The sequence below is a fragment of the Allosphingosinicella sp. genome (genome assembly GCF_036403745.1).
GTDB lineage: Bacteria > Pseudomonadota > Alphaproteobacteria > Sphingomonadales > Sphingomonadaceae > Allosphingosinicella.
The window spans coordinates 40,242-63,418 of record NZ_DASWQI010000044.1; the positions used below are offsets into that span (position 1 = coordinate 40,242).

Annotated in this window: 22 protein-coding genes; 9 read left to right on the plus strand and 13 right to left on the minus strand. The window is 67.4% G+C overall.

Annotated features, from left to right (window positions below):
* The first annotated feature begins 12 nt into the window (after positions 1–12).
* Positions 13–1,992 (plus strand): asparagine synthase (glutamine-hydrolyzing), encoded by a 1,980-nt coding sequence (asnB, locus tag VGC56_RS08265; protein ID WP_464124415.1) that lies wholly within the window; start codon positions 13–15, stop codon positions 1,990–1,992.
* A gap of 106 nt (positions 1,993–2,098) precedes the next feature.
* Positions 2,099–2,845, plus strand: coding sequence for a TylF/MycF/NovP-related O-methyltransferase (locus VGC56_RS08270; RefSeq protein WP_464124416.1), 747 nt, complete (start codon positions 2,099–2,101; stop codon positions 2,843–2,845).
* A gap of 23 nt (positions 2,846–2,868) precedes the next feature.
* Here VGC56_RS08270 and VGC56_RS08275 read toward each other — a convergent pair whose 3' ends face one another.
* Complete coding sequence (locus VGC56_RS08275) at positions 2,869–4,146, minus strand: sugar transferase (RefSeq protein WP_464124417.1); 1,278 nt, start codon at positions 4,144–4,146, stop codon at positions 2,869–2,871.
* 155 nt (positions 4,147–4,301) lie between these two features.
* Here VGC56_RS08275 and VGC56_RS08280 point away from each other — a divergent pair, with 155 nt between their 5' ends.
* Positions 4,302–5,297: a GDP-mannose 4,6-dehydratase gene (locus VGC56_RS08280; RefSeq protein WP_464124418.1), complete on the plus strand. Its 996-nt coding sequence runs from the start codon at positions 4,302–4,304 to the stop codon at positions 5,295–5,297.
* A 33-nt stretch (positions 5,298–5,330) separates the two neighbouring features.
* On the opposite strand, the gene VGC56_RS08285 is transcribed toward VGC56_RS08280, so the two are convergent.
* Positions 5,331–6,605 (minus strand): nucleotide sugar dehydrogenase, encoded by a 1,275-nt coding sequence (locus VGC56_RS08285; RefSeq protein ID WP_464124419.1) that lies wholly within the window; start codon positions 6,603–6,605, stop codon positions 5,331–5,333.
* A gap of 70 nt (positions 6,606–6,675) precedes the next feature.
* The gene (locus tag VGC56_RS08290) at positions 6,676–7,308 is read right to left on the minus strand and encodes a hypothetical protein (protein WP_464124420.1); all 633 of its coding nucleotides are present in this window, start codon (positions 7,306–7,308) and stop codon (positions 6,676–6,678) included.
* Positions 7,309–7,632: 324 nt separating this feature from the next.
* Between VGC56_RS08290 and VGC56_RS08295 the strand changes: the two genes are divergently transcribed.
* Together VGC56_RS08295 and VGC56_RS08300 are read left to right on the plus strand one after the other, a co-directional pair.
* A complete protein-coding gene (locus VGC56_RS08295; RefSeq protein ID WP_464124421.1) occupies positions 7,633–7,872 on the plus strand; it encodes a hypothetical protein in 240 nt (79 codons plus the stop codon).
* A 92-nt stretch (positions 7,873–7,964) separates the two neighbouring features.
* Positions 7,965–8,963, plus strand: coding sequence for a M48 family metalloprotease (locus VGC56_RS08300; RefSeq protein WP_464124422.1), 999 nt, complete (start codon positions 7,965–7,967; stop codon positions 8,961–8,963).
* Here VGC56_RS08300 and VGC56_RS08305 read toward each other — a convergent pair.
* Genes VGC56_RS08305 through VGC56_RS08315 form a run of 3 tightly spaced genes read right to left on the minus strand, consistent with a single transcriptional unit; the run spans position 8,947 to position 12,175 of the window.
* The gene (locus tag VGC56_RS08305; RefSeq protein WP_464124423.1) at positions 8,947–9,738 is read right to left on the minus strand and encodes a tryptophan 2,3-dioxygenase; all 792 of its coding nucleotides are present in this window, start codon (positions 9,736–9,738) and stop codon (positions 8,947–8,949) included. The two genes, VGC56_RS08300 and VGC56_RS08305, sit on opposite strands and share 17 nt — an antisense overlap.
* Positions 9,739–9,760: 22 nt before the next feature.
* Positions 9,761–11,851 (minus strand): RelA/SpoT family protein, encoded by a 2,091-nt coding sequence (locus VGC56_RS08310; RefSeq protein WP_464124424.1) that lies wholly within the window; start codon positions 11,849–11,851, stop codon positions 9,761–9,763.
* A gap of 48 nt (positions 11,852–11,899) precedes the next feature.
* Positions 11,900–12,175, minus strand: coding sequence for a CC_3452 family protein (locus tag VGC56_RS08315; RefSeq protein WP_464124425.1), 276 nt, complete (start codon positions 12,173–12,175; stop codon positions 11,900–11,902).
* Between the two features lie 119 nt (positions 12,176–12,294).
* On the opposite strand from VGC56_RS08315, the gene VGC56_RS08320 reads away from it, so the two are divergent.
* On the plus strand, positions 12,295–12,750 hold the full coding sequence (locus VGC56_RS08320) for a winged helix-turn-helix transcriptional regulator (protein WP_464124426.1): 456 nt from the start codon (positions 12,295–12,297) through the stop codon (positions 12,748–12,750).
* On the opposite strand, the gene VGC56_RS08325 is transcribed toward VGC56_RS08320, so the two are convergent.
* Entirely contained in the window at positions 12,747–13,355 is a 609-nt protein-coding gene (locus VGC56_RS08325) for a methylated-DNA--[protein]-cysteine S-methyltransferase (RefSeq protein ID WP_464124427.1), read from the minus strand. The genes VGC56_RS08320 and VGC56_RS08325 overlap by 4 nt on opposite strands.
* On the minus strand, positions 13,333–13,674 hold the full coding sequence (rpoZ, locus tag VGC56_RS08330) for a DNA-directed RNA polymerase subunit omega (protein ID WP_464124428.1): 342 nt from the start codon (positions 13,672–13,674) through the stop codon (positions 13,333–13,335). The genes VGC56_RS08325 and rpoZ overlap by 23 nt, the downstream gene beginning before the upstream one ends.
* Positions 13,675–13,697: 23 nt before the next feature.
* On the opposite strand from rpoZ, the gene VGC56_RS08335 reads away from it, so the two are divergent.
* A complete protein-coding gene (locus tag VGC56_RS08335) occupies positions 13,698–14,963 on the plus strand; it encodes a phospholipase D-like domain-containing protein (RefSeq protein ID WP_464124438.1) in 1,266 nt (421 codons plus the stop codon).
* 139 nt (positions 14,964–15,102) lie between these two features.
* On the opposite strand, the gene VGC56_RS08340 is transcribed toward VGC56_RS08335, so the two are convergent.
* Positions 15,103–15,720 carry a class I SAM-dependent methyltransferase gene (locus VGC56_RS08340; RefSeq protein WP_464124429.1) on the minus strand — a complete coding sequence of 206 codons (618 nt, stop codon included), beginning with the start codon at positions 15,718–15,720 and terminating at the stop codon, positions 15,103–15,105.
* A gap of 137 nt (positions 15,721–15,857) precedes the next feature.
* Positions 15,858–18,170 (minus strand): CDC48 family AAA ATPase, encoded by a 2,313-nt coding sequence (locus VGC56_RS08345; RefSeq protein ID WP_464124430.1) that lies wholly within the window; start codon positions 18,168–18,170, stop codon positions 15,858–15,860.
* Positions 18,171–18,477: 307 nt separating this feature from the next.
* Here VGC56_RS08345 and VGC56_RS08350 point away from each other — a divergent pair, with 307 nt between their 5' ends.
* Positions 18,478–19,362: a LysR substrate-binding domain-containing protein gene (locus VGC56_RS08350; protein WP_464124431.1), complete on the plus strand. Its 885-nt coding sequence runs from the start codon at positions 18,478–18,480 to the stop codon at positions 19,360–19,362.
* A gap of 10 nt (positions 19,363–19,372) precedes the next feature.
* Here the strand turns inward: VGC56_RS08350 and VGC56_RS08355 are convergent, their stop codons facing one another.
* The 3 genes from VGC56_RS08355 to VGC56_RS08365 are packed head-to-tail and all read right to left on the minus strand — an operon-like array spanning position 19,373 to position 22,097.
* Entirely contained in the window at positions 19,373–20,827 is a 1,455-nt protein-coding gene (locus tag VGC56_RS08355; RefSeq protein ID WP_464124432.1) for a right-handed parallel beta-helix repeat-containing protein, read from the minus strand.
* A 45-nt stretch (positions 20,828–20,872) separates the two neighbouring features.
* Positions 20,873–21,631, minus strand: coding sequence for an SDR family NAD(P)-dependent oxidoreductase (locus tag VGC56_RS08360; protein WP_464124433.1), 759 nt, complete (start codon positions 21,629–21,631; stop codon positions 20,873–20,875).
* Between the two features lie 4 nt (positions 21,632–21,635).
* Positions 21,636–22,097, minus strand: coding sequence for a peptidylprolyl isomerase (locus VGC56_RS08365; protein WP_464124434.1), 462 nt, complete (start codon positions 22,095–22,097; stop codon positions 21,636–21,638).
* A gap of 139 nt (positions 22,098–22,236) precedes the next feature.
* Between VGC56_RS08365 and VGC56_RS08370 the strand changes: the two genes are divergently transcribed.
* Positions 22,237–23,177: magnesium transporter (locus VGC56_RS08370; RefSeq protein ID WP_464124435.1), on the plus strand; the 941-nt coding region annotated here is incomplete at its 3' end.

A 23,177-nucleotide genomic window follows, 5' to 3' on the forward strand; every position in this document is an offset into this window, starting at 1 on the left:
GGACCAGATCGAATGTGCGGTATCGCGGGATTGCTGACGGCGGGGCGGCCGGATCCGGCGCTGGTGCGGCGGATGACCGACCCGATCGCCCACCGCGGACCGGACGACCAGGGCGTCTGGACCGACGCCGAAGGCGGGATCGGCCTGGGCCACCGGCGCCTGTCGATCATCGACCTGTCGCCGCTCGGCCACCAGCCGATGGCGGCGTCGGACGGCCGCTGGGTGCTCAGCTATAATGGCGAGATCTACAACCATATGGCGCTGCGGGCGGAACTCGACGCGTCGGGTAACCGCACGGCCTGGCGGGGCCATTCGGACACTGAGACCCTCGCCGAGTGTATCGCCGTCTGGGGCCTTGAGGCGACCCTGTGGAAGGCGGTCGGCATGTTCGCCCTCGCCGTCTGGGACAAGAGGGAGCGCCTCCTCCACCTCGCCCGCGACCGCTTTGGCGAGAAGCCGCTTTATTACGGCTGGGCCGGCGGCGATTTCGTCTTCGCCTCGGAGCTGAAGGCGATCCGCGCCCACCCGCGCTTCGCCAATCCCGTCAGCCGCCGCGCGCTCGGGCTGCTCGCCGCCCGCACCTACATCCCGGCGCCGCTGTCCATCTACGAGCGCCTCTACAAGCTTGAGCCGGGCTGCATCCTCACCGTCACGCCCGCCGCCGTCGCCGCGCCGCGCGACGAAGCGCCGCACGAGGGGACGAGCGAGGGCGGCGTGACGCTACGGCGCTACTGGTCCTATCGCGACGTCGTGCGCCGCGGCTTCGCGGAGCCGATCGAGGACGAGGCGGAGGCGCTGGAGCGGCTCGAAGCGACGCTGGCGCAGGCGATCGGCGGCCAGGCGGTGGCCGACGTTCCGGTCGGGGCCTTTCTCTCCGGCGGAATCGACAGCTCGACCGTCGTCGCCCTCTACCAGAAATATTCGTCCCAGCCGGTCCGCACCTTCTCGATCGGCTTCGAAGAAGCGGGGTTCAACGAAGCGGAATATGCCAAGGCGGTGGCGCAGCATTTCGGCACCGTTCACAACGAACGCTATGTGACGGTGAAGGAGACGCGGGACGTCATCCCGCTGCTTCCGGCCATGTACGACGAGCCGTTCGCCGATTCGTCCCAGATCCCCACCCATCTCGTCAGCCGCTTCGCCCGCGAGCAGGTGACGGTGGCGCTGTCGGGCGACGGCGGCGACGAACTGTTCGCCGGCTACAACCGCCATTTCGCCGCACCGAAGCTGTGGCAGCGGCTGCAGATGCTGCCGCGCCCGGTGCGCAGCCTCGTCGGAAGGCCGCTCAGCCGGCTGCCCTCGTCTGTGTGGAACCTGGTGCCGGGCAAGCGCCAGCCGCATTTCGGGGCGAAGATGCAGAAGGCGCTGCGCATCGCCGGCGCCGCGGGCAGCTTCGACGACGTCTACAACAGCTTCCTCGACGAATGGAGCTTCGAGCGCTCGCCGGTGCTGGGCGCCCACGGCGGCCGGGGGTTCGACCTCGACGTGACGCCCGGTGCGCCGGACACGGTGCGGATGATGTATTGCGACGCCGTCTCCTATCTGCCGGACGACATCTTGTGCAAAGTCGACCGCGCCTCGATGGCCGTGAGCCTCGAGACCCGCGTCCCCTTTCTCGACCACCGCGTCGCCGAACTCGCCGCGCGCATCCCGGTGTCGATGAAGGTCAGGGGCGGCAAGGGGAAACATATCCTGCGCGAGCTGCTCTATCGGGAGGCGCCCCGGGCGCTGTTCGAGCGGCCCAAGGCGGGGTTCGCAATTCCCGTGGGGGAGTGGATCAAGGGGTCGCTGCGGCCCTGGGCGGAGGACCTGCTCGATCCGCGGCGGATGGCCGGAGAAGGCTATTTCGACGCCGCCCGCGTCCAGCGCCGGTGGCAGGAGCATCTGTCCGGCCGCCGCGACGCGACGCCGGCGCTGTGGGCGGTGCTGATGTTCCAGGCGTGGCACCGGGCGAGCGCCTCGCCGTCGGCCGACGCCTTGCGCGCCGCCTAGCCTTGCATCGGCCGGATGAGAAGCCGGTGCGATCCTCACGATGGCAGCGGACCGCGGGGGCAGGGTGCAAATCCGCGAGACCTTGCGCCACGGCAATTTGCGGCCAATGGGTGCGGCAGCAAAACCAAAGGGAGCAGGCATGTCTTTGAAGGCGCACCTCAAACGTGGGGTGGGGCGAGGCCTTGGCCGCGAGCTGCTCGAGAAGTTGACGGAATATGCCATCGCCGAGCGCGAACCGGCAGTTTCGCTGGCCGCCGCGGAAACGATCCACCCGGTCGGTTCGGGGTGGGAGAATATCATCGAGCGCGGCCGCGAAACGCTGTGGCAGCGCACGCTCGAGAGAATCGAGACTCCTGACCTGCTCCTCCTCGAATTCGGGGTCTGGAAGGGTGAATCGACGCGCTTCTTCGTCAAGCTCAACACCTCTCCCGACTCCCGTTTCTACGGCTTCGACTCCTTCGAGGGCCTGCCCGAAGATTGGCGGGGCATGCAGGCGGAGCGTTTCGACGTTGGTGGCAACCTGCCGCGGATCGACGACGATCGGGTGAAGTTCGTGAAGGGCTGGTTCCGGGACAGCCTGCCACCCATCATGGACGAGCTGGAGCAGGCTGCCGCCGGTCGGGCGCTGGTCGTCCACTTTGACGCCGACCTCTACTCCTCCACGCTGTACCTGCTCTTCAAGCTGGGTGAGCGCTTCAAGAGGTATCATTTCATCTTCGACGAATTTTCCGGCCACGAGACCCGCGCCTTGTTCAACTACATTCAGGCGACGGGCGCGGAGGCGGAGTTCTTCTACCGGCTGGACTGGGAAGGGTGGCCGCAGGTCGTTTCGGGAGAGCTGCGGCTGCCGTAGCGCGCCGGCCTCAGCGCGGCGCTCTAGCGCGCGCCGAACCCGCTGACGATGGTGCGCACCGTTCGGGCGACGATCAGCAGGTCGAGCCAGAACGAGAAGTTCTTGATGTAGTAGAAATCGTACTGGAGCTTCCACAAGACGTCGCTGACGTCGGCGACGTGGCCCTGGCGGACCTGGGCCCAGCCGGTGATCCCGGGCCGGACGATGTGCCGGTACCGGTAGAAGGGCAACTCCGCCTCGTACCAGAGCGAGAGCGGCACCGCCTCCGGGCGCGGGCCGATCCAGCTCATCTCGCCTTTGAGGATGTTGACGATCTGCGGCAGCTCGTCGATCCGGTAGCGGCGCAGGTGCCGGCCGAGCCGGGTGACGCGCGCGTCGTCGTCCTGTGTCATCGCGGCGTTGCGGGCGTCGTGCCCCACGACGGCCTCGCGCATGCTCCTGAACTTGAACATGCGGAACTTCTCGCCCCTGTATCCCATCCTTTCCTGCCGGAAGAGCACGGGCCCGGGCGAATCGAGCCGGATCAGCAGGGCAACGAGCAGCAGGAACGGGAGGAGGATGGGGAGCAGCACGAGGCTCACCGCAAAGTCCCACACCCGCTTGACCTTCGCATAGACGATCCCGGGAATGAGCGAGCCGAGATTGTTTTCCGACAAATGCTCGATCGCGACGCGCCCGGTGAGCGATTCCTCCATCTGCTTGACGTGCATGACGAGCGTGCCGGCCAGCGCCCTGTCGGCGAGGAAACGCTCCCATGCATCCGGAATGTCGGAGCGCAGATCGGCGACGATGGCGTCGCAGCCATGCTCGTCCGCCTCGGGGTCGCCAAGCGTCACCCAGCGCACCTCCTCGATCCTGAAGAGATGCTCGACCTCGCCGAACGGGACGACGCCGATGGTCAGCCGCTGCTGCCGCTGCAGCTTGAAATAGACGATATAATACCAGCCGACGCAGACCACGAAGCTGCCGAGGAAATGGAGGCGGCTGTAGTTCAGGCGGAGGAAGAAGAAGACCGCCAGCGCTACGCCGTAGGTCGCCGCGAAGGTCGGGAAGATGTGATAGGAGGCGCGCACGCCGGGGTAATGGGAGACGCGGCGGAAGGCGTAATAGCCGGCGATCAGCGCCAGCGTCGTCGCGATGAGCGAATCGTTGAGGGCCGCGAGATCGCCCGCCCGGATGTCGAACTGGTAGCGGATGGCGTAGGGAATGAGCACGGCCGCGAGCAGGCCGATTCCGAGCTGGAAGCGGATGCGGTGCCACAAGGTGCGGCGCGTGCTGGTGATCTTCGAAGTGACGGTCACGCCTGTACCTGGCCCTCAGCTCCCCCGGAGGGACGTCATACGCGGGAGGCGTTAGAGGAAAAGCCGCCGCCAAGTCCACAGCCGCGCCGCCGTTGAAAGCGCCCGGCGCTTTCGTCTAAGCGCGGCGCAGCCCTTTGAACGGAACCCTTTTCTCCATGCCCGCAACCCTCGTCACCGGCGCCGCCGGCTTCATCGGCTCTCACGTCAGCCGCCGCCTCCTGGCGCGGGGGGAGACCGTCATCGGGCTGGATAACGTCAACGATTATTATTCGGTCCAACTGAAGCGCGACCGGCTGGCGGAGCTCGCGAAGGAGGAGCGCTTCTCGTTCGTCGAGGTGGATTTCGCCGACCATGCGGCGCTGGAGCGGGCGCTGGAGGGGCGGGATTTCGACCGCATCATCCACCTCGGCGCACAGGCCGGGGTGCGCTATTCGATCGAAAACCCGCGGGCTTACGTGCAGTCGAACCTGGTCGGGCATCTCAATATGCTCGAAGTGGCGCGGCACCGCCAGGCGTCGAACTTCGTCTACGCCTCCTCCTCGTCCGTCTACGGCGGCAACGACACGCTGCCGTTCCGCGTCGAGGACCGCGTGGACCATCCGCTGTCGCTCTACGCCGCCACCAAGAAGGCGGACGAGCTGATCAGCGAGACCTACGCCCATCTCTACCGGCTCCCGCAGACCGGCCTGCGCTTCTTCACCGTCTACGGCCCGTGGGGGCGGCCGGACATGGCGATGTGGCTGTTCGCGAAGGCGATCTTCGCCGTCGAGCCGATCCAGGTGTTCGGCGAGGGCAATATGCGCCGCGACTTCACCTATGTCGATGATATCGTCACCGGCGTCGTCGCCTGTTCGGACAATCCCGCGCCGGACGACGGCGCTGAGAAAGCCGGCGGCAGCCGCGCGCCGCATCGGCTCTACAATATCGGCAACCATCGCTCCGAAGAGCTCACCCACATGATCGACCTGATCGAGGAGGCGTGCGGCCGCAAGGCCGAGCGGCGGCTGATGCCGATGCAGCCCGGCGACGTGCGCGACACCTTTGCCGACATCAGCGCCATCCAGCGCGACCTCGGCTTCGCCCCGACCACGACGATCGCGGAGGGCATTCCGAAGTTCGTCGACTGGTATCGAACCTATCACGGTCTCTGACGCTCCGGACGCGGCGCGTCGGAGGAGGAAGGCTCAGAGGGACCAGCGCTCCACGCCCGAGATCGTGCGGCGGGCGTAGAGGTTCTTGAGGTCCGCGAGCAGACCGCCTTCCGCCACGAGTGAAGCGAGCTTGTCGTCGGGCAGGTCGCGATAGGCTTCGTGCGGCACGGCGACGACGACGAGGTCGTAGCTCCGCTCGAGCGCGCCGCCGTCCAGCTTCACCCCATATTCGTGCCGCGCCTCGGCGGCGTCGGCGAGGGGATCGTGGATGGTGACGGTGTGGCCGCGCTCTTCGAGCCGGCGGATCACGTCGATCACCTTGCTGTTCCTGAGGTCCGGCACGTTCTCCTTGAACGTCAGGCCCATGACGAGGGCGCTCCCGGCGCCGCCGCGACGTTCGTGGAGCGTGTCGGCCACCCACGCGCCCATGCGGTCGTTGATCGAGCGGCCGGCGAGGATGACGTTCGGCTCCTGGCCGAGCTGCTGCGCGCGAAAGCTCAGATAATAAGGATCGACGCCGATGCAGTGGCCGCCGACGAGGCCCGGCTGGAACTTGAGGAAGTTCCACTTCGTGCCGGCCGCTTCGAGCACGTCCCAGATCGAAAGATCGAGCTTCGCGAATATCTGGGTGATCTCGTTCATGAAGGCGATGTTGATGTCGCGCTGCGCGTTCTCGATCACCTTGGCCGCTTCCGCCGCCTTGATCGAAGCGGCGCGGAAGACGCCGGCGCTCGTCGCGGCGCCGTAGAGGGCGGCAAGGCGCTCCAGCACCTCCGAATTCTCGCCGGCGACGACCTTCACGATGCGGTCCACGGTGTGCTCGCGATCGCCCGGATTGATCCGCTCTGGCGAGTAGCCGAGGAAGAAATCCTTGCCGCGCTCGAGGCCGGAGACCTCCTCGATCAGCGGCCCGCACACCTCCTCCGTCACGCCCGGGTAGACGGTGCTCTCATAGACGACGATCGGCTTACGCGCCGGATCGAGAAGCGCCGCCAGCGAGCGGGTGGCCCCGACGACCGGCCGCAGGTCGGGCTGGTTGTCGCCATCCACCGGAGTGGGCACGGTGACGATGTAGATGTCCGCGCCGCGACAGTCGTCGGGGGTGCTGGTCAGCGCGAGGGTAGAAGCCTTCAGAGCCTCGGGCTCGACCTCGCGGGTACGGTCCGTGCCGGCCTGAAGCTCCTCGACGCGGCGGGTATCGATATCGAGGCCGGTGACGTCGAACTTCTTCGCCAGCGCCACGGCGAGTGGGAGGCCGACATAGCCAAGGCCGAGGACGACGACCTTCTCGGTGCGAAAAACGCTCATTCTCACTCACATAAGATGGGATTTGGGAGGCTGCGCTCGCCTGTCGCTAAGGTCGATGCGCGCTCCAAAGTCAAGACGAAGCGGCTCGGGAAGATGGAACGCGGAGCGGATGCGCCGGCTTTGGCTCAGGTCCGGCCGGGGCCTTGGGTGCCCGCCAGAAGGTCGCATGATGCGCCGCGAGCCATCCATGATTTTCGGCGGTGACATGCTCCAGGTAGGAGCGCGGCTTCTTCATCAGTTTCGCCGGGGTGTCGGCCGCCATGCCGATGGTTTTGGCCAGATCCGCGACGAAGTGGACGCAATTGTGGCTTCCCAGATCGTAGGAGGGCTGCGGCGAGGCCCGCCACCGGGCGATCGTCGCCATCACGCGGTCATATTCGTCATCCGACAGGGTGAGAGAGAAATGGCGGTCGCTGCCGCGTATGTAGGCGGCGCCGTGGTCGGAGATGACCTCCCCCGACACCCGGCCCCAGAGAATCGCCGGGCTGATCGTCTTTGCGCTGAAGCCGTAATCGACGTTGAGCGCCGCCCCTCCCCGATCGGGCGCCCCCGCCATCGTCACGAAGGCGTGGGGGAAGGACGAGCCGAGCTCGTGCGAGTAGAAGGTTATGGTGACGGCCGCGGCTGCGGGCCCGGCGCCGGCGAGAAGCAAAGCGGCGGCCAGCCAGGCTGTCAATTTCCGAAGCACGATTTGAACCGCCAAGTCGCTTCCTCTCGCCCGCCTTCGCGCGGCGAGGCTTCTGAAACAGGATCGGTTTCGGCGCAATGGCCACGGCGCCGCCCCCCGGAGGGCCTCAGACGAGTGTCGCTCTCGTGCAACAGCCGGCCCGCCTTCTTTGGGCGGGGATGAACCTTGCAGCCGAACAGGGGTTGTGCGGTTCAAGCTTCGTAAACTAGACGGGGATACGGAGCGCTTCGACGGTTTATGAGGTCGATCCTATTCGGGACTAGACAGCCAGTGGCTGCTCGGATAGGACGGCCGCTGAAATCGAGAAGATCAGACTCGAGTACGAAGGGAGAAGCTGACGTGGGTTTCAAAGGAATTATCGCTGCGACCGCCTCGGTTGCGTTGATTGCGGCACCGACCATGGCCGCTGCGCAGACCTCTGCGGCGGCGACCGAGGTCGCGCCGTCGGGTGAGAGCGTCTCGGGCAGCGAGCTCCGCGGCGGCTTCATCATCCCCCTGATCGCGCTCATCGCGATCATTCTCGGCATCATCGCCGCGACGCGGGGCAACAACGACGGCGACCTTCCGCACAGCCCGTAACGGGGCGGCGGATACTCGCCAGTCTGTGAAATATGGCCGGGTGAAGAATGCTTCATCCGGCCACTTTTTTGCGTCCGAAGAAGGCGGATAAGATGCGCCGATCCGTCGCGCTCCTCTTGGCAATAGCGCTGCTTGCTCCGGTGCGCGTCGGCGCACAGCTGTCCCCGGGCGCTTCCCCAGCCTCCGGCGAAGCAGGCCTCGAGGGCGAATCGACCCTGCGGCGCGCGGACCTGCGAGTCGCGAAGGTCGCGTATCGGCTGGCGCTTGCAGGGCGGCCGCTCTGCCCCTCGCCTTGGCCGCTCACCGGCTTGCTCTTCCACCATCTCGCGGAATATGACGTCGCGGACCGGTCGTTGATGATCGCGCGCTACGGCCTAGACCGCGGCCCCGGTGTGCTCAGCGTGATCGCCGGCAGCCCCGCGTCTCGGGCCGGGCTGGTCGCGGGCGACGTGCTCCTCTCCGTCAACGGCGGCACCTTTCGCTCCCCGGTTGAGATCGCCGCGATTCGCGAGCGGACGGTGTGGCGTGCGAGTCTCGAAGCGACCGAGAGGCAGCTCGAGGACGCGCTGCGCGGCGGGCCCGCCGAGCTTCGGGTGCTCCGGCAGGGGCGGGAGCTAAGCGTTCGCCTCGATTCGGTGCCGGCATGCGTCGGCCGGGTCCGGCTCGCCCGGTCGACCCAGACCAATGCGTTTGCGAGCGGCAGGTACGTCATCATGACGACGGCGATGTTGGACTATATCCGCAGCGACGACGAACTCGCCGTCGTCCTCGGTCACGAAATGGCCCACGACATATTAGGCCATCCGGCCACTCGCAGCGAGGAAGGGGTTCTCGCCGGGCTCGGCATCCATCCCAGCAATATCTGGAAGCGTGAGGCCGAGGCGGACCGGTTCGGCCTGCGGCTGATGGCGGCGGCCGGCTACAATCTCGACGCCGCCATTCCCTTCTGGCGCCGCTACCTCGGCAAGTTCGACTGGTTTCCCCAGATATTCCGCAGCCATCCCAGTCTCGGCGCCCGCGAGAAGATCGCCGCGGAGGAGATTGCCGCGATTCGGGCTGGCGCGCCTTACCGTCCTACAGGCGGGTCCTGAGCGACCACAGCTCGGGGAAGGCGCGCTTCCCGAGCGTCGACTGCAGATAGGAGACGCCGGCGGTACCGCCGGTGCCGCGCTTCATGCCGATGATTCGCTCGACGGTGAGCACATGTTTCTGCCGCCACGCGGTGAGCGCGTCGTCGAGATCGACCAGCTTTTCGGCCAGCTGGTAGAAGGGCCAGTGGCGGTGCGGGTCGCGGTACACCTCGGTCCACGCCGCCTCGACCGCGTCGCTCGGCTGGTAGGGCTCGCGCCAGTCGCGCTTCAGCGCCGCCTCGGGGACCGGAAATCCGCCCCGGGCGAGCGCGGCATTCGCTTCGTCCCACAGGCTCGGCGATTCGAGCGCCGCGAGCAGGGCCGCATAATTGGGCGACCCCTCCTCCTGGAACCGCAGATGCCCCCCGTCCTTGAGCCCGAGCCGGTATTCGAGCTCGCGGAACTGCGCCGACTGGAAGCCCGAGCTGGAGCCGAGCACCTCCCGGAAGCTGGAATAATCGGACGGCGTCATCGTCGCGAGCACGTCCCAGCTCAACGTCATCACCGCCTGGATTCGCGACACGCGCGACAGGCTCTTGTGGACTTCGACGAGGCGGTCGGCGCGAATCAGCGCCGCCGACAGGACCAGCTCCGCCAGCGCCTGCTTCAGCCACAGCTCCTTGGTCTGGTGGATGATGATGAACAGCAGTTCGTCGGGCTGGTCCGACAGCGGATGCTGGGCGGCGAGCAGCGACTCGAGGTCGAGGTAGCCGCCGTAGGTCGTCTTGCTGTCCACCGCCGCCCCTCCCCCAAGTCCGTCAGAGCCGCTCGGCGCTCGCCACCGTCTCAGTGGCGCGCAGCGCGGCGAGAATGCGCATGAGATGCTGGACGTCGTGCACTTCGAGATCGAAGTGGAAGGTGTGGAAGCTGCCGTCGCGGCTGACCTGCTCCATCGATACGATATTCGCCCCGTAGGTGCCGAGCACGCCCGCCACCGCCGCCAGCGCGCCGGGCTCGTTGCGCACCACGACGCAGAGGCGGGCGGTGCCGCCGTCCGATTCGTCGCCCCAGGCGAGATCGACCCAATCGGCATCGACTCCGGCGGCGAGCGTGTCGCAGCCGATGGCGTGGACCTCGATCTCCTCGTCCTCCCGGCGCAGGCCGACGATGCGGTCGCCGGGGATCGGGTGGCAGCATTGCGCAAGCTTGAAGGCGACGCCGGGCGTCAGGCCCTTGATCGAGATGGCCGTCCGCTGCGGCGGCGGCTTCACGCCGTCCTTGCCGGTCGAGCCGGGGATCAGCGCCTCCATCACCGCCACGTCCGACACGCGCTTCAGCGCGATCGCCTCCATCAGCGCGGCGTCGTCGTGGAGGTGAAGCCGCTTCAGGGCCTCGGCCATCGCCTCCCAGCCCAGAGGCTGCGGCAGGCGCTGGACGATCTCGTCGTAGATCTTGCGGCCGAGGGCGACCGTCTCCTCGCGCTCCTTCGATTTGACGAAGCGGCGGATCTTGGCGCGCGCCTTGCCGGTGACGACGAAGCTAAGCCATGCGGGTTGCGGGTGCTGGGCCTTGGAGACAAGAATCTCGACCTGATCGCCATTCTCCAGCGGCGTGCGGAGCGGCATCACGCGGCCGTTGATCTTCGCACCGACGGTCTGGTCGCCGAGATCGGTATGAACGGCGTAGGCGAAATCGACCGGCGTCGCGCCTTTGGGGAGCTGGATCAGCTCGCCCTTCGGTGTGAAGGCGAAGATCCGATCCTGGTACATCGCCATGCGGGTATGTTCGAGCAGCTCCTCCGCCGAGCCGGCATGTTCCAAAATCTCGACCAGGTCGCTGATCCACGGATGATCCGCAGTCGCTTCTTCCGGAACGCCGACCTTGTAGGCCCAATGGGCGGCGACGCCGTGCTCGGCCTGGGCGTGCATGTCCGCGGTGCGGATCTGGATCTCGATCCGCATCTGCTCGTCGTGGATGATGGTGGTGTGGAGCGAACGGTAGCCGTTGCGCTTGGGGGTCGAGATGAAGTCCTTGAAGCGGCCGGGCACCATCGGCCAGCGCTGGTGGATGAGGCCGAGGGTGCGGTAGCATTCCTCGTGGCTGCCGACGACGGCGCGGAAGGCCATGACGTCGGAGAGTTGCTCGAAGCTGACGTGGCGCTCGGCCATCTTGCGCCAGATCGAGAAGGGATGCTTCTCGCGCCCCTGGACCTGCGCCTCGACGCCGTGCGCCTCGAGATGCGCCTTGAGGCCGCGGGCGATGCGCTCGATGAGGTCGCCCTCGCCCTTGTGAAGCTGCTCCAGCCGCTTCGCGATCGAGGCGTAGGCGTCGGGCTCCAGTTCGCGGAACGCCAGCGTCTGCATCTCGGTCATGAACTCGTACATGCCGATCCGCTCCGCTAGCGGCGCATAGATATCCATCGTTTCCTTGGCGATGCGGCGGCGCTTCTCCTCGCTCTTGATGAAGTGGAGGGTGCGCATGTTGTGCAGCCGATCGGCGAGCTTCACGAGCAGGACGCGGATGTCGTCCGACATGGCGAGGAGGAATTTGCGGAGATTCTCGGCGGCGCGCTGGCTTTCGGACTGGGCCTCGATCTTCGACAGCTTGGTGACGCCGTCGACCAGCCGCGCGACGTTCGGCCCGAAATGCTTCTCGACCTCCTCGGCGGTGGCGACCGTGTCTTCGATCGTGTCGTGGAGGATGGCGGTGACGATCGTCTCGTCGTCGAGGTGGAGATCGGTGAGGATGCCGGCCACCTCTATCGGATGGCTGTAATAGGGATCGCCCGAGGCCCGCTTCTGCGAGCCGTGCTTCTGCATCGAGAAGACGTAGGCGCGATTGATCATCGCCTCGTCCGCGTCCGGATCGTAGGACCGGACCTTCTCGACCAGTTCATATTGCCTCAGCACCGCACCCTCATTGGGTGCGGCGCCGCGGCGATGCAAGTTTTGTGAGGATCAGCGGGCGCGGGCGTTGCACTTTTCGAGCTGATCGGCCGGCAGCGGCGCGCCGGCGACGGCGAAGCTCTTCACCCGCCCGACGGTGCGGACGAACGCCTGGCAGTCGACGACCGGTCGGCCATCGCTCTTGCCGGCGAAGCAGCCGTCGCCGGCGCAGCGCCAGAGAAGCTCGCCGGCGACCAGTTGCGACTTGGCCGGAGCGGCAGCGGGTTCCGCGGCATAATAAGGCGCCTGCGGGGCGGCGAGGAGCAGGGCGACGACGGCGGTCAGCATGAGAGTGCCTCCTGAAACAAGGTTTCGATGTGCAACTCACTAGCTGATTCATTTCATATTGCAACCGATAAAAGCGAGGCCCATATTCAAGCCTGTGCAAAGCCGTTAGGATCGCCTTCGTGCTCGACCTCGAACGCCATCGCGAAATGCTGCGGAACTGCTCGATCGCCGCCGCTCTCGAGACGGTGGGCGAGCGCTGGTCGTTCCTGATCCTGCGCGGCGCCTTCAACGGCCTCCACCATTTCGAGGAATTCCAGTCGACCCTGGGGATCGCCCGCAACATCCTCTCCAACCGGCTGGCACGGCTCGTCGAGAACGAGATATTGCGGCGCGAGCCGGACCCGGCCGACCGGCGACGGGTCGCCTACCACCTCACGGACAAGGGGCTCGACCTGCTGCCGGTGCTGCTTTCGCTCCGGGAATGGGGCGAGCGTTGGGTGTCGAGCGGCCCGAGCGGGCAAGTGCTGGTCGACCGCGCCACCCGCCGGCCGATCGCCTCGATGCAGCCGCGCGACGCCGACGGCCACCCGCTCAGCCGCGGCCAGCTCGAATGGGTAGACCGCTCGGAGCTTTAGGCGGGTTTCACCGCCAGCGGCAGGGCTTCGAACAGGCCCGCCGTCTCGCCGGGTAGGCGGGCGCCTTCGATTTCCAGGATGCGGAACTTGGTAGCGACGCCTCCCGGCGCCGAGAAGCCGCCGCTGCGGCCGCCGCCGGCGAGGATGCGGTGGCAGGGAACCAGGATCGGCACCGGATTGCGGCCAAGCGCGATGCCGACCGCCTGCGCCGCCTGGGGCTGGCCGACGGCGCGGGCAAGCTCTCCGTAGGTGCGGGTTTCGCCGCAGGGGATGGCCAGCGCGGCGGCGTAGACGGCAGTCTCGAAGGCTGAGGCGGCGAGGGCGAACGGGACGTCTGCAAAGTCCTGCCGCTCGCCGGCGAAGTGCCTGGCGATGCGGTGCGCTACGTGCTGAACGAAGGCGGGCGGCTCCGCCTCGACGGCGCCAGGGAAGCGGCGCGCGAGACTGCGGCGCATCGCCTCGTCGTCGCGTTCGGGAAGGGACGCGCCAATGATGGCCTTGCCGCGCCAGACGAGGGCGCAGCGGCCGAGCGCCGTGTCGAAAAGGAAGAAGGCGCCGGCCTCGCGGCCTGGCGCCTTCTCTTTACTCGTAGTCGCCGCCGGCATTGTTGTTGCGGGGCGGGGCCGCGGCGGTGAGGCGCAGCGCCTCGGCCGAAGCGGAGAGCGAGCCGATCTCGTCCGGCGCCTCGTCGTCGTCGACCTGGACGCGCTGCAGGCTGTTGACCAGCGATTCCTCGAGATGCTTCGGCTTCACCGTCTCCTCGGCGATTTCGCGCAGGGCAACGACCGGATTCTTATCGCGGTCGCGATCGATGGTGAGTTCGGCGCCGCCCGACACCTGCCGCGCGCGCTGGGCGGCGAGCAGCACCAGGTCGAACCGGTTGGGGATCTTGTCGACGCAATCTTCGACGGTAACGCGCGCCATTGGGGGAGCTCCGTGTGGAAACGATGCTGGAAGGAGAAGGCGGCGAGATACGGACGATGGCGCCGAAAGTCAATGTTTCCGGAAGAAGGCTTGCCCGCGCCCGCCGCCGCCGCCATGCCCGTCCGATGGGCGAAAGCGGGGGTCACAACCGGGTCGAGGGCGAGGTGTCGGGCAACCGGCTGACCCTCTATCCGGAGGGACCCGACCGGCTCGACGCGCTGATCCGCCTGATCGAGGAAGCGCGGGAGACGCTGCGGTTCTTATACTACATGTTCATGGACGACCGCGCCGGCACACGCGTGCGCGACGCGCTGATCGCCGCCTCCGGGCGGGGAGTGAAGGTGTGGCTGCTGGTCGACGGCTTCGGATCGACCGGCAATATGGAATTCTTCCAGCCGCTGATCGACAGTCCCGTCCATTTCTGCCGGTTCAGCCCGCATTGGGGGCGCAAATATCTCCTCCGCAACCACCAGAAGCTGGCGCTCGCCGACGGCCGGCGGGTGATGATGGGCGGCTTCAACATCTCCGACGATTATTTCGGCACGGCGGAGGAGGGCGCCTGGCGCGACATCGGCCTCGAGGTGGAGGGCAAGAGCGTCGCCTGCCTGATGGACTATTTCGACCGGCTGTTCTGCTGGACGCAGGCGCCGAACGCGCGGATGCGCGACCTGCGCCGCATGCTCCAGCAGCACAGCGTCACCGAGGGCAAGATGCACTGGCTGTTCGGCGGGCCGACCCGCCGGCTGAGCCCCTGGGCGCGGGCGGTGCGGATGGACATGCTCGCCGCGACCCGGCTCGACATCGTCGCGGCCTATTTCGCCCCCGCGCCGCCGATGCTGCGGCGGATGACGAAGGTGGCGCGCCGCGGACGAACCCGCCTCATCACCGCGGCGAAATCCGACAACAATGCGACGATCGCGGCGGCGCGCAGCCTCTACAGCTACCTGTTGAAGCGGCGCGTCCAGGTCTTCGAATATGAGCCGACCAAGCTCCACACCAAATTGTTCGTCGTCGACGACGTCGTCCACATCGGCTCGGCGAATTTCGACATGAGGAGCCTGTTCCTCAACCTCGAGCTGATGCTGCGGGTGGAGGATCCGGCGTTTGCGGCGGAGATGCGCCGCTTCTTCGACGGCGAGGCGGCGGCGAGCCGCGAGATTACGCGAGAAGCGCACCGCAAGGAGCGGACGCTGCTCAACCGGCTGCGCTGGGCGATCGGCTATTTCATCGTCGCGGTGGCGGATTATCGGATTACGCGGCGGCTGAACCTGCCTGGGGTGGGGCGATAGACGGGGCGCTAGGGCCGTCACGGGACTAAATCCCGTGACGTCGGTCGGGTTCGCAGGCGCGACCCGCCGGCCGGCCTTCGCGGTCCCTTCGCGCTGCTCCGGCGGCGCCTGTGGCGCCGGCGTCGCTACGCTCGGCCTCTCAGTCCTTCCACGCCCAGAATAAGGTCGCGGGGGGGATGTTGATCCATTCGAAGCCGCGGTCGAGGCGGTTGAAATACGGGGCGATGAACTGCCGAACCTTCGGTGAGAATTGGTAGACGAGGAAGGCGCCGCCGGGTCGAAGCGCTTCGGCGGTCTCCTCGGCGATCTTCGGACCGACGCCGGTCGGCAGGGTCGAGAAAGGCAGGCCGGAGAGGATGTAATCGGCGTGGGTGAGGCCGAAATCGCCCATGATCGTGCGCACGTCGGCGGCGGAGCCGGTCACCGCACGGAGGCGCGAATCGCGGATCTTAGCGCTCAGGTACATGGTGAAATCGGCGTTGGTGTCGATGGTCAGCAGGATCGCGTCCGGCGCGAGGCGGTTGAGAATCTCCTGCGTGAAGGTGCCGACGCCGGGGCCGTATTCGACGAACAGCTTCGTGTTCGCCCAGTCGACCGGCTTCAGCATCTTGTCGATGAGGACTTTGGACGACGGGATCACCGAGCCGACCATGACCGGGTGCTTCAGGAAGCCGCGGAGGAACTGCCAGAGCGGGCCGCCGCCGCTGCGCCGGGCGTAGGCGCGGCTCCGTTGTGCTTGTTCGCCGGTGAAGGTCATGCCAGGTCCCGTCTGGATTTCGCTTGAAGCGCCCTGCGTTGGCAAAAGAACGCGGCGAAGGCAAGGGCGGCCCGTGTTCCGCACGCCCTGCCTAGCCGCGCGCGGCGGGGCGTTGGGTTTCCGGGACTTGCCGGTCGCTACCCCTTCGGCCCGCGCGGGGTGAGCATGCCGGGGGCGATGAAGCCGATGCCGGCGGCGCTGCTCATCGCGTCCTGCTTGAGGCTGGCCTGGATGCGCTCGTAATCCTTTTCCATTTCCGGCGTGACGCTGGCGCGGGTTTCCTCCAGCGCGTTGTCGAAGTTCGCCATGGTGACCGTCACCGCCTCCATCGAGGCACGCAGCGCGAAAAGGCCGGCGCGGCGGACGAGGTCTTCCAAATCGGCGCCGGTGAAGCGGTCGGTGCGGCGGGCGAGCGAGTCGAGATCGACATCGTCGCCGAGCGGCATCTTAGCCGTATGGATGCCGAGGATGTGGCGGCGGCCCGCCTCGTCGGGCACCGAGACGTAGATGAGCTCGTCGAAGCGGCCCGGGCGGAGGAGAGCGGGGTCGACGAGGTTGGGGCGGTTGGTGGCGCCGATCACCACGACCGAGCCCAGTTCCTCAAGGCCGTCCATTTCGGCGAGGATGGTGTTGACGACGCGTTCGGTGACCTGCGGCTCGCCGAGGCCGCCGCCGCGCGCCGGCACCAGCGAATCGAGCTCGTCGATGAAGATGACGGTCGGCGCGACCTGGCGGGCGCGGGCGAAGAGGCGGGCGATCTGCTGCTCGCTCTCGCCATACCATTTCGAGAGCAGGTCCGACGATTTGGTGGCGATGAAGTTCGCCTCCGCCTCGCGCGCCGTCGCCTTGGCGAGGAGGGTCTTGCCGGTGCCGGGGGGGCCGTAGAGGAGGAAGCCCTTGGCCGGGCGGATGCCCATGCGCTTGAACGCTTCGGGGTGCTTCAGGGGCAGCTCGACGCCTTCCCTCAGGCGCTCGCGCGCGTCGTCGACGCCGCCGATATCGTCCCAGCCGATGTTCGGGGCCTGGACCATCACCTCGCGCATCGCCGAGGGCTGGACGCGCTTCAGCGCCTCCTCGAAATCGTTGCCCTTGACCGAGAGGTTGTCGAGCACCTCGGGCGGGATCGTGCCTTCGGCGAGGTTGATCTGCGGCATGATGCGGCGGACCGCCTCGATCGCCGCTTCGCGGACCAGAGCGGCGAGGTCGGCGCCGACGAAGCCGTAGGTGCGCCGCGCCAGCTCGGGCAAATTGACGCCGCCGTCCAAGGGCATCCCGCGGGTGTGGATGCCGAGGATCTCGCGCCGGCCGCCTTCGTCGGGGACGCCGATGACGATCTCGCGGTCGAAGCGGCCAGGGCGCCTCAGCGCCTCGTCGATCGCCTCGGGCCGGTTTGTGGCGGCGATGACGACGGTGTTCTGGCGCGGCTCAAGCCCGTCCAGGAGGGTAAGGAGTTGGGCGACGAGGCGCTTCTCCGTCTCGCCCTGGACCTGGCCGCGCTTGGGTGCGATCGAATCGATCTCGTCGATGAAGATGATCGACGGCGCGGCCTTGCCGGCCTCCTCGAACACTTCGCGCAGGCGCCGCTCGCTCTCGCCATAGGCCGAGCCCATGATCTCCGGCCCGGCGATGTGGAAGAAATTGGCGTCGCTCTCGTTGGCCACGGCGCGGGCGAGGCGGGTCTTGCCGGTGCCGGGCGGGCCATAGAGGAGCACGCCCTTGGGGGGATCCACGCCGAGGCGCTCGAAGATTTCGGGGTAGCGCAAGGGCAACTCGACCATCTCGCGCAGCTGGTCGATGGTCGCGCCCATGCCGCCGAGATCGTCATAGGTGACGTCGGCGCGGCGGGCCTCGGCAGCCTCGGTATATTCGGGGAGGAGCTCGACCTCGGTATTGGCGTCGATATGGACGATGCCCTTGGGCGTCGAGGAGACGACGGTGAGGCGGATTTCCTGCAGGGCGTAGGCCGGCGAGGCGAGCATCTGCCGCAGTTCGGGCGGGATGTCGCCGCGCTGGACCTGCTGCTGGCCCGTGGTCGCGACGATGTCGCCGGCGGTCAAAGGCTTCATCCCGAAGCTGCGCTTCAGCGCCTGCGCCGAGCCGTGGAGGCGGAGGTTCTTCTGCGCCGGGGCGAAGACGACGCGCTGGGCGGGTTTCGACTCGGCCTTGCGGATAGTGACGAAATCGCCCGAGCCGATCTCGGCGTTGGCGCGCTGGAGGCCGTCCAGGCGGATGATGTCGAGCCCCTCATCCTCGGGATAGGGCGCGACGGCGCGGGCGGGCGTGGCGCGCTTGCCGGCGACTTCGATGACGTCGCCCTCGGCCAAACCGAGCTGGGCCATCAGGCGGCGGGGGAGCCGGGCGAGGCCGCGGCCGCTATCCTCGGGCCGCATCGTCGCCACCTGCAGCCGCGGCGGCTGCTTTTCCTCGTCGGCCACCTTCGGGCTCCTCATCGTTACGGCGGGTGAGATAAGTCTCGACAACGGTGCTTTCACCCCGGTGGGTCCGCGGTACGAAAAAAAGGCCCGGTCCTGCGAAGGCGGCGGGCGCAAAAAAAGGCCGGTCCCAAGGGACCGGCCGGAAGTTTTGTTAGGAGAGGATGCCTGAAAGGCAGGGCTGTTGTCGCGCCGCAGCAGCCATTGTGCAAGTGCGAAGAACAATTATATAGATGCATAGTTTGCACGTGCAGGAATCGCAGTTTTGCGACGTTGTGAGCGCAACCATTCGCTAGTGCGTTGCAACATAAAAGGAATATGCCCGATGCGCAGGCTGCCGCCCCTCACCGCGATTGAAGCGTTCGTCCAGGTGGCGCGGCTCGGGTCGGTGAAGGCCGCAGCGGAAGCGCTCGCGCTTTCCTCGCCCGCCCTCACCCGGCGCATCCAGTCGCTCGAGCGATTCGTCGGCCACGCGCTGTTCGAGCGGCGCCACCAGTCGATCCATTTGAACGGCGAGGGCGAGCAGCTCCTCTCCGAGATCGCGCCGGCGCTCGACCAGCTGGCGCTGGCGATGGAGCGGGCGCTGGGCAGCCAGGAGCTGATGCGCCTGCGCCTCGGCGTGCCGCCGCTCTTCGCGTCCCAGCGTATGATGCAGCACCTCCCCGAGCTGCGGGCGGCGCATCCCGAGCTCCACATCGACATCGACACTGCGGCGCACGGGCTGGCGCGGCTCGATGAAGGGCTGGACGCCGTCATCGTCGTGGCCGGCGAGATCGAGCCGCACCTCTATTCCTGCCGCATTGACGCGCAGGACCGGGTGGTGGCGATCGGCGCCCGCAGCCTCACCGAAGGGCCGGAGGCGATCCGCGACCCGGCGGAGCTCTCCCGCGCCACCATCTTCCTCCACCGCGATTTGCCCGACACGTTCGATTACTGGCGCGAGGCGGTCGGCATGCCGGACCTGCAGCCCGCGGCGATCGACCATTTCGATTCGGGCCAGCTTATCCTCGACGCCGCCGCGCAGGGGCTGGGGGTCGCCTTCATGCTGGAGAGCCATTTGCGCGAATCCCACGATGCGCGGCTGGTGCGGCTGTTCGGCCTCGCCGTCGAGAGTCCCTACAGTTACTGGTTCGCGTGCCGGCGCTCGTCGATGGCGCGCCGGCCGGTGCGGATCTTCCACGACTGGCTGTTCGCGAACGGTGAGGGCTGAACGGAGCCGCTCACCAGGTCTTGCCGCCCATCTGCACCTTCTCGAGCCGGGTTCCGTTGGCCACCAGCACGCCGCCCACCCAGGTGCCGTAGAGGTCGACATTGCCGGTGAGCACGTTGTAGCCGCGATATTTCCCCTTCGGGAACGCCTGGCCTGGCGAGTGCTGCGACATCTTGCAATCCTCGTAGATCGCATACCAGCTCCAGGGCAGCTGGCCCTGGTGGGTCAGGCGGAAGGTGCAGCGGCGGAAGAGGACGTTGAGGCCCTGCGACAGCTCGACCACGGGGCCGGACGGCTTGCCGCCGTAATAAATCTTGCCGCCGGGAGCGAGCGCGGGGTCGTCGAGGAACAGGCAGTCGCTGAACTGGGTAGCGCGCTCGACGTCCTTGTCGCCCCACGCGTTGACCACCGCGCCGACGATCCGGCAGTTGTTGAAGCGGAAATTAGGCTTGAACGGCCAGATCGACCAGGCGGTGGTGCCGACGAAGGTGCAGCGGGTGAAAGTGCCGCCGTCGCTGTCGCCGCTGTCGGCGACCAGTCCGCAGCCGACATTGTCGATGAACTCGCAGTCCATGAACCTGTGGTCGCGGTTCTTCTTGCCGTTCTCCGCCTCGATGTCGACGCCGGCGGCGGGGGCGCTTTCGATCACCGAGCGGCCGGTATGGTTGAACTTGCACCGTTCGAAGACATAGCCGCGCCCGCCGATGATGCTCGCCCCCTGACGGCCGTTATATTCGGAGCGCAGCCCCTGGATCAGCCGCTTCGGCAGGCGCGGGGCGGCGGCATCGAGGCCGTCGATCAGGAGGCCGTCCATGGCGTGATGGTGGCTGTGGACCTCGCGGATCAGTTCAGGCCCCGAATTGTCGAGAAGGGCGATCCCCATGGTCGGTATCTGTCGGCCCGTGTCTCCATAGGGGCCGCCGATGACGAGGCCGGGAAGATTGCCGTCCAGCTCGAGGTCGGAGATCTCAATACCACCAGAGCATTTTTCGGCACGGATCATCGCGTTGTACGGCGCCGCGACGCCGGGGCCGAGATAGGGCATCGGCTTGTCCACCCGCCGGCCTTCGAGGTCAAAGACGCCGTAGCGAAGGCCGTCGGCGCATTTCAGCCTGGCGCCGTTGCCGCGGACGGTCACCGGCTTGGTGCAGCCCTTGAAGACCATGAGTTCGACGGGGCTGAAATAATAAAGCGAGGTGGGGGCGACGGCGCGCGTCTGGCCGCCGACGATGTAGGTCGTCTTGCGCAGCGTCACGGTGCCGCCGCCGGCTTCGCTGACGGCGTGGCCGAGCATCGCGAAGGCGCGGCTGTCGTTGGCAACGCCGTCACCCTTCGCGCCGAACATTTCCGGCGTGAACGTCCCCGCCGCCTGCTGGGCGAGGACCGCCTTCGGGCCGAGAACCGCGATACCGCCCGCGGCGGCCGTCGATTGGAAGAAGCGGCGGCGGGACGGGTTCATAGTCATACTCAAATCCTCTACGCGCGCCGCTGAGCCGCGGCTGAACGGCCTTCAGGCTTTGATCGCGGCGACGATGCGGCGCATCACGCCGCGGGGCAGGAAACGCGGCGCCTGCGAGGTGACCTTGTTCATGCGGCCGGGGACGACGATCGCCTTGTTGCGGGCGACGCCGGCGAGCCCCGCCTCGGCCACCGCGCGCGGCTGGACGGCGAGCTTGGCCAGCTTGCCGTCGGCGGCGCCGGCGACGTCGAAGAATTCGGTGGCGGTCGGGCCGGGGCACAGGGCGGTGACGTGGACGCCGGTGCCCTTCGCCTCCTCGTGCAGAGCCTCGGTCAGCGAGAGGACGTAAGCCTTGCTCGCATAATAGACGGCCATGTTCGGCCCGGGCTGGAAGGCCGCGGTCGAGGCGACGTTGAGGAGGAAGCCGCGGCGGCGCGCCTGCATGCGCGGCAAGACCAGCCGGCACAGCTCGGTGAGGACCCGGACGTTGAGGTCGATCATCTGGGTCTGCCGATCGAGCGGCAGCGCCTCGAAGCGGCCGGAAAGGCCGAAGCCGGCATTGTTGATCAATGTCTCGATCTCGAAGCCGAGCGACTCGATGTCGCCGATCAGCTTCGCCGCGGCGCCGGGTACGACGAGATCGGCGGCGAAGACATGCGCCTTGCCGATCTGCGCCGCGAGCGCCTCCATCGGCTCCCGGCGCCGGGCGACCAGCACCAATTCGTCCCCTCGCGCCGCGCAGAGCCGGGCGAATTCGACGCCGAGCCCTGCCGAAGCGCCGGTGACGAGGGTGACCGGCCGCCCGCTCACGGCCTCATGGCCTGAGGGTCGCCTTGACGATCTTGCCGGGCTGGCGCGGCGGCTCGCCCTTGGGGAGCGCGTCGACATGCTCCATGCCCTCGATAACCTCGCCCCAGACGGTGTACTGGTTGTCGAGGAAGCGGGCGTCGTCGAAGCAGATGAAGAACTGGCTGTTGGCGCTGTTCGGATTCTGCGCCCGGGCCATCGAGGCGACGCCGCGGACGTGCGGCACGTTGGAGAATTCCGCCTGGAGGTTTGGCTTGTTCGAGCTGCCCGTGCCGGTGCCGGTCGGATCGCCGCCCTGCGCCATGAAGCCGGGAATGACGCGGTGGAAGACGACGCCATCGTAAAAGCCTTCTTGGGCCAGCTCGCGGATTCGCGCGACGTGGCCGGGCGCGACATCGGGGCGAAGGCGGATGACGACGTCGCCGCCGGTGTCGAGGGTGAGGACCAAGGTGTTCATTTCATCGGCCATGGCGGCAAATCTCCTGTCTGTCGGCTCCGGCAGATAGGCCCGGCGCCGGGCGCGCGCCACCCCCTCCCCCAACTCGACAGACGCGGCGACGCGGCCTAGGAAGCGCGCACATTCCATCGATGGCCGGCAGGAGAGGGCGATGAGCGAAAGCGATCTCGAAGCGCCCGCCGCCGCGTCCGCGCTCCCCCCGCAGGACACCCGCCTCGACGAGGACGACCGGCTGAAGGCCGATTTCGTCCGCGAGGTGATGGAGCGGGTCGAGGCTGGGGATGCCGCGGGCGTCCGCGGCCTCGTCGAGCCGCTCCACCCCGCCGACGTCGCCGACCTGTTCGAACTGGTCGACCCGGACGAGCGCCACGCCCTCGCTTTGGCGCTCGGCGACATCCTCGACGGCGACGTCATCGCCGAGATGAACGACCATGTCCGCGAGGATCTGATCGACGATCTCGATCCCCGCCAGGTCGCCGACTTCGCCGAGGACATGGAGACCGACGACGCCGTCGCCATGATCGAGGACATGGAGGAGGAGGAGCAGCGCGCCGTGTTGCGCGAGCTCGACCCCGACGACCGCGCCGCGATCGAGGAAGCGCTCTCCTTCCCGGAAGATTCCGCCGGCCGCCTGATGCAGCGCGACCTGATCGCGGTGCCCGAGCATTGGACGGTCGGGCAGGTGATCGACTACCTCCGCGCCGGCGACGACCTCACCACCGAATTCTGGGAAATCTTCGTCGTCGACGCGCTCCACCACCCGATCGGCACCTGCATGCTGTCCTGGGTGCTGCGGGCGCGGCGCGAAACGCCGATGGCCGACATCATGAAGCGCGAGCAGACGTTGATCCCGGTTGACATGGACCAGGAGGAAGTGGCGCTGCGCTTCCAGAAATACGCGCTCATCTCCGCCGCGGTGATCGACCAGTCGGGCCGGCTCGTCGGCATGATCACGGTCGACGACATCGTCCACATCATCCAGGAGGAAGCCTCCGAGGACGTCCTCCTCATGTCGGGCGCCGGCGAGGGCGACATCAACGAGCCCATCCTGGAGACGGCGAAGCGCCGGCTCACCTGGCTGATCGTCAATCT

Excerpts from the sequence above, each read along its gene's own strand:
- asnB (WP_464124415.1), top strand. The coding sequence starts at position 13 with ATGTGCGGTATCGCGGGATTGCTGACGGCGGGGCGGCCGGATCCGGCG.
- VGC56_RS08350 (WP_464124431.1), top strand. The coding sequence starts at position 18,478 with ATGCGCAGGCTGCCGCCCCTCACCGCGATTGAAGCGTTCGTCCAGGTG.
- VGC56_RS08365 (WP_464124434.1), bottom strand. The coding sequence starts at position 22,097 with ATGGCCGATGAAATGAACACCTTGGTCCTCACCCTCGACACCGGCGGC.
- VGC56_RS08345 (WP_464124430.1), bottom strand. The coding sequence starts at position 18,170 with ATGAGGAGCCCGAAGGTGGCCGACGAGGAAAAGCAGCCGCCGCGGCTG.
- VGC56_RS08315 (WP_464124425.1), bottom strand. The coding sequence starts at position 12,175 with ATGCTGACCGCCGTCGTCGCCCTGCTCCTCGCCGCCCCGCAGGCGCCT.
- rpoZ (WP_464124428.1), bottom strand. The coding sequence starts at position 13,674 with ATGGCGCGCGTTACCGTCGAAGATTGCGTCGACAAGATCCCCAACCGG.
- VGC56_RS08300 (WP_464124422.1), top strand. The coding sequence starts at position 7,965 with ATGCGCCGATCCGTCGCGCTCCTCTTGGCAATAGCGCTGCTTGCTCCG.
- VGC56_RS08325 (WP_464124427.1), bottom strand. The coding sequence starts at position 13,355 with ATGCCGGCGGCGACTACGAGTAAAGAGAAGGCGCCAGGCCGCGAGGCC.
- VGC56_RS08335 (WP_464124438.1), top strand. The coding sequence starts at position 13,698 with ATGCTGGAAGGAGAAGGCGGCGAGATACGGACGATGGCGCCGAAAGTC.
- VGC56_RS08280 (WP_464124418.1), top strand. The coding sequence starts at position 4,302 with ATGCCCGCAACCCTCGTCACCGGCGCCGCCGGCTTCATCGGCTCTCAC.
- VGC56_RS08285 (WP_464124419.1), bottom strand. The coding sequence starts at position 6,605 with ATGAGCGTTTTTCGCACCGAGAAGGTCGTCGTCCTCGGCCTTGGCTAT.
- VGC56_RS08270 (WP_464124416.1), top strand. The coding sequence starts at position 2,099 with ATGGGTGCGGCAGCAAAACCAAAGGGAGCAGGCATGTCTTTGAAGGCG.
- VGC56_RS08355 (WP_464124432.1), bottom strand. The coding sequence starts at position 20,827 with ATGACTATGAACCCGTCCCGCCGCCGCTTCTTCCAATCGACGGCCGCC.
- VGC56_RS08340 (WP_464124429.1), bottom strand. The coding sequence starts at position 15,720 with ATGACCTTCACCGGCGAACAAGCACAACGGAGCCGCGCCTACGCCCGG.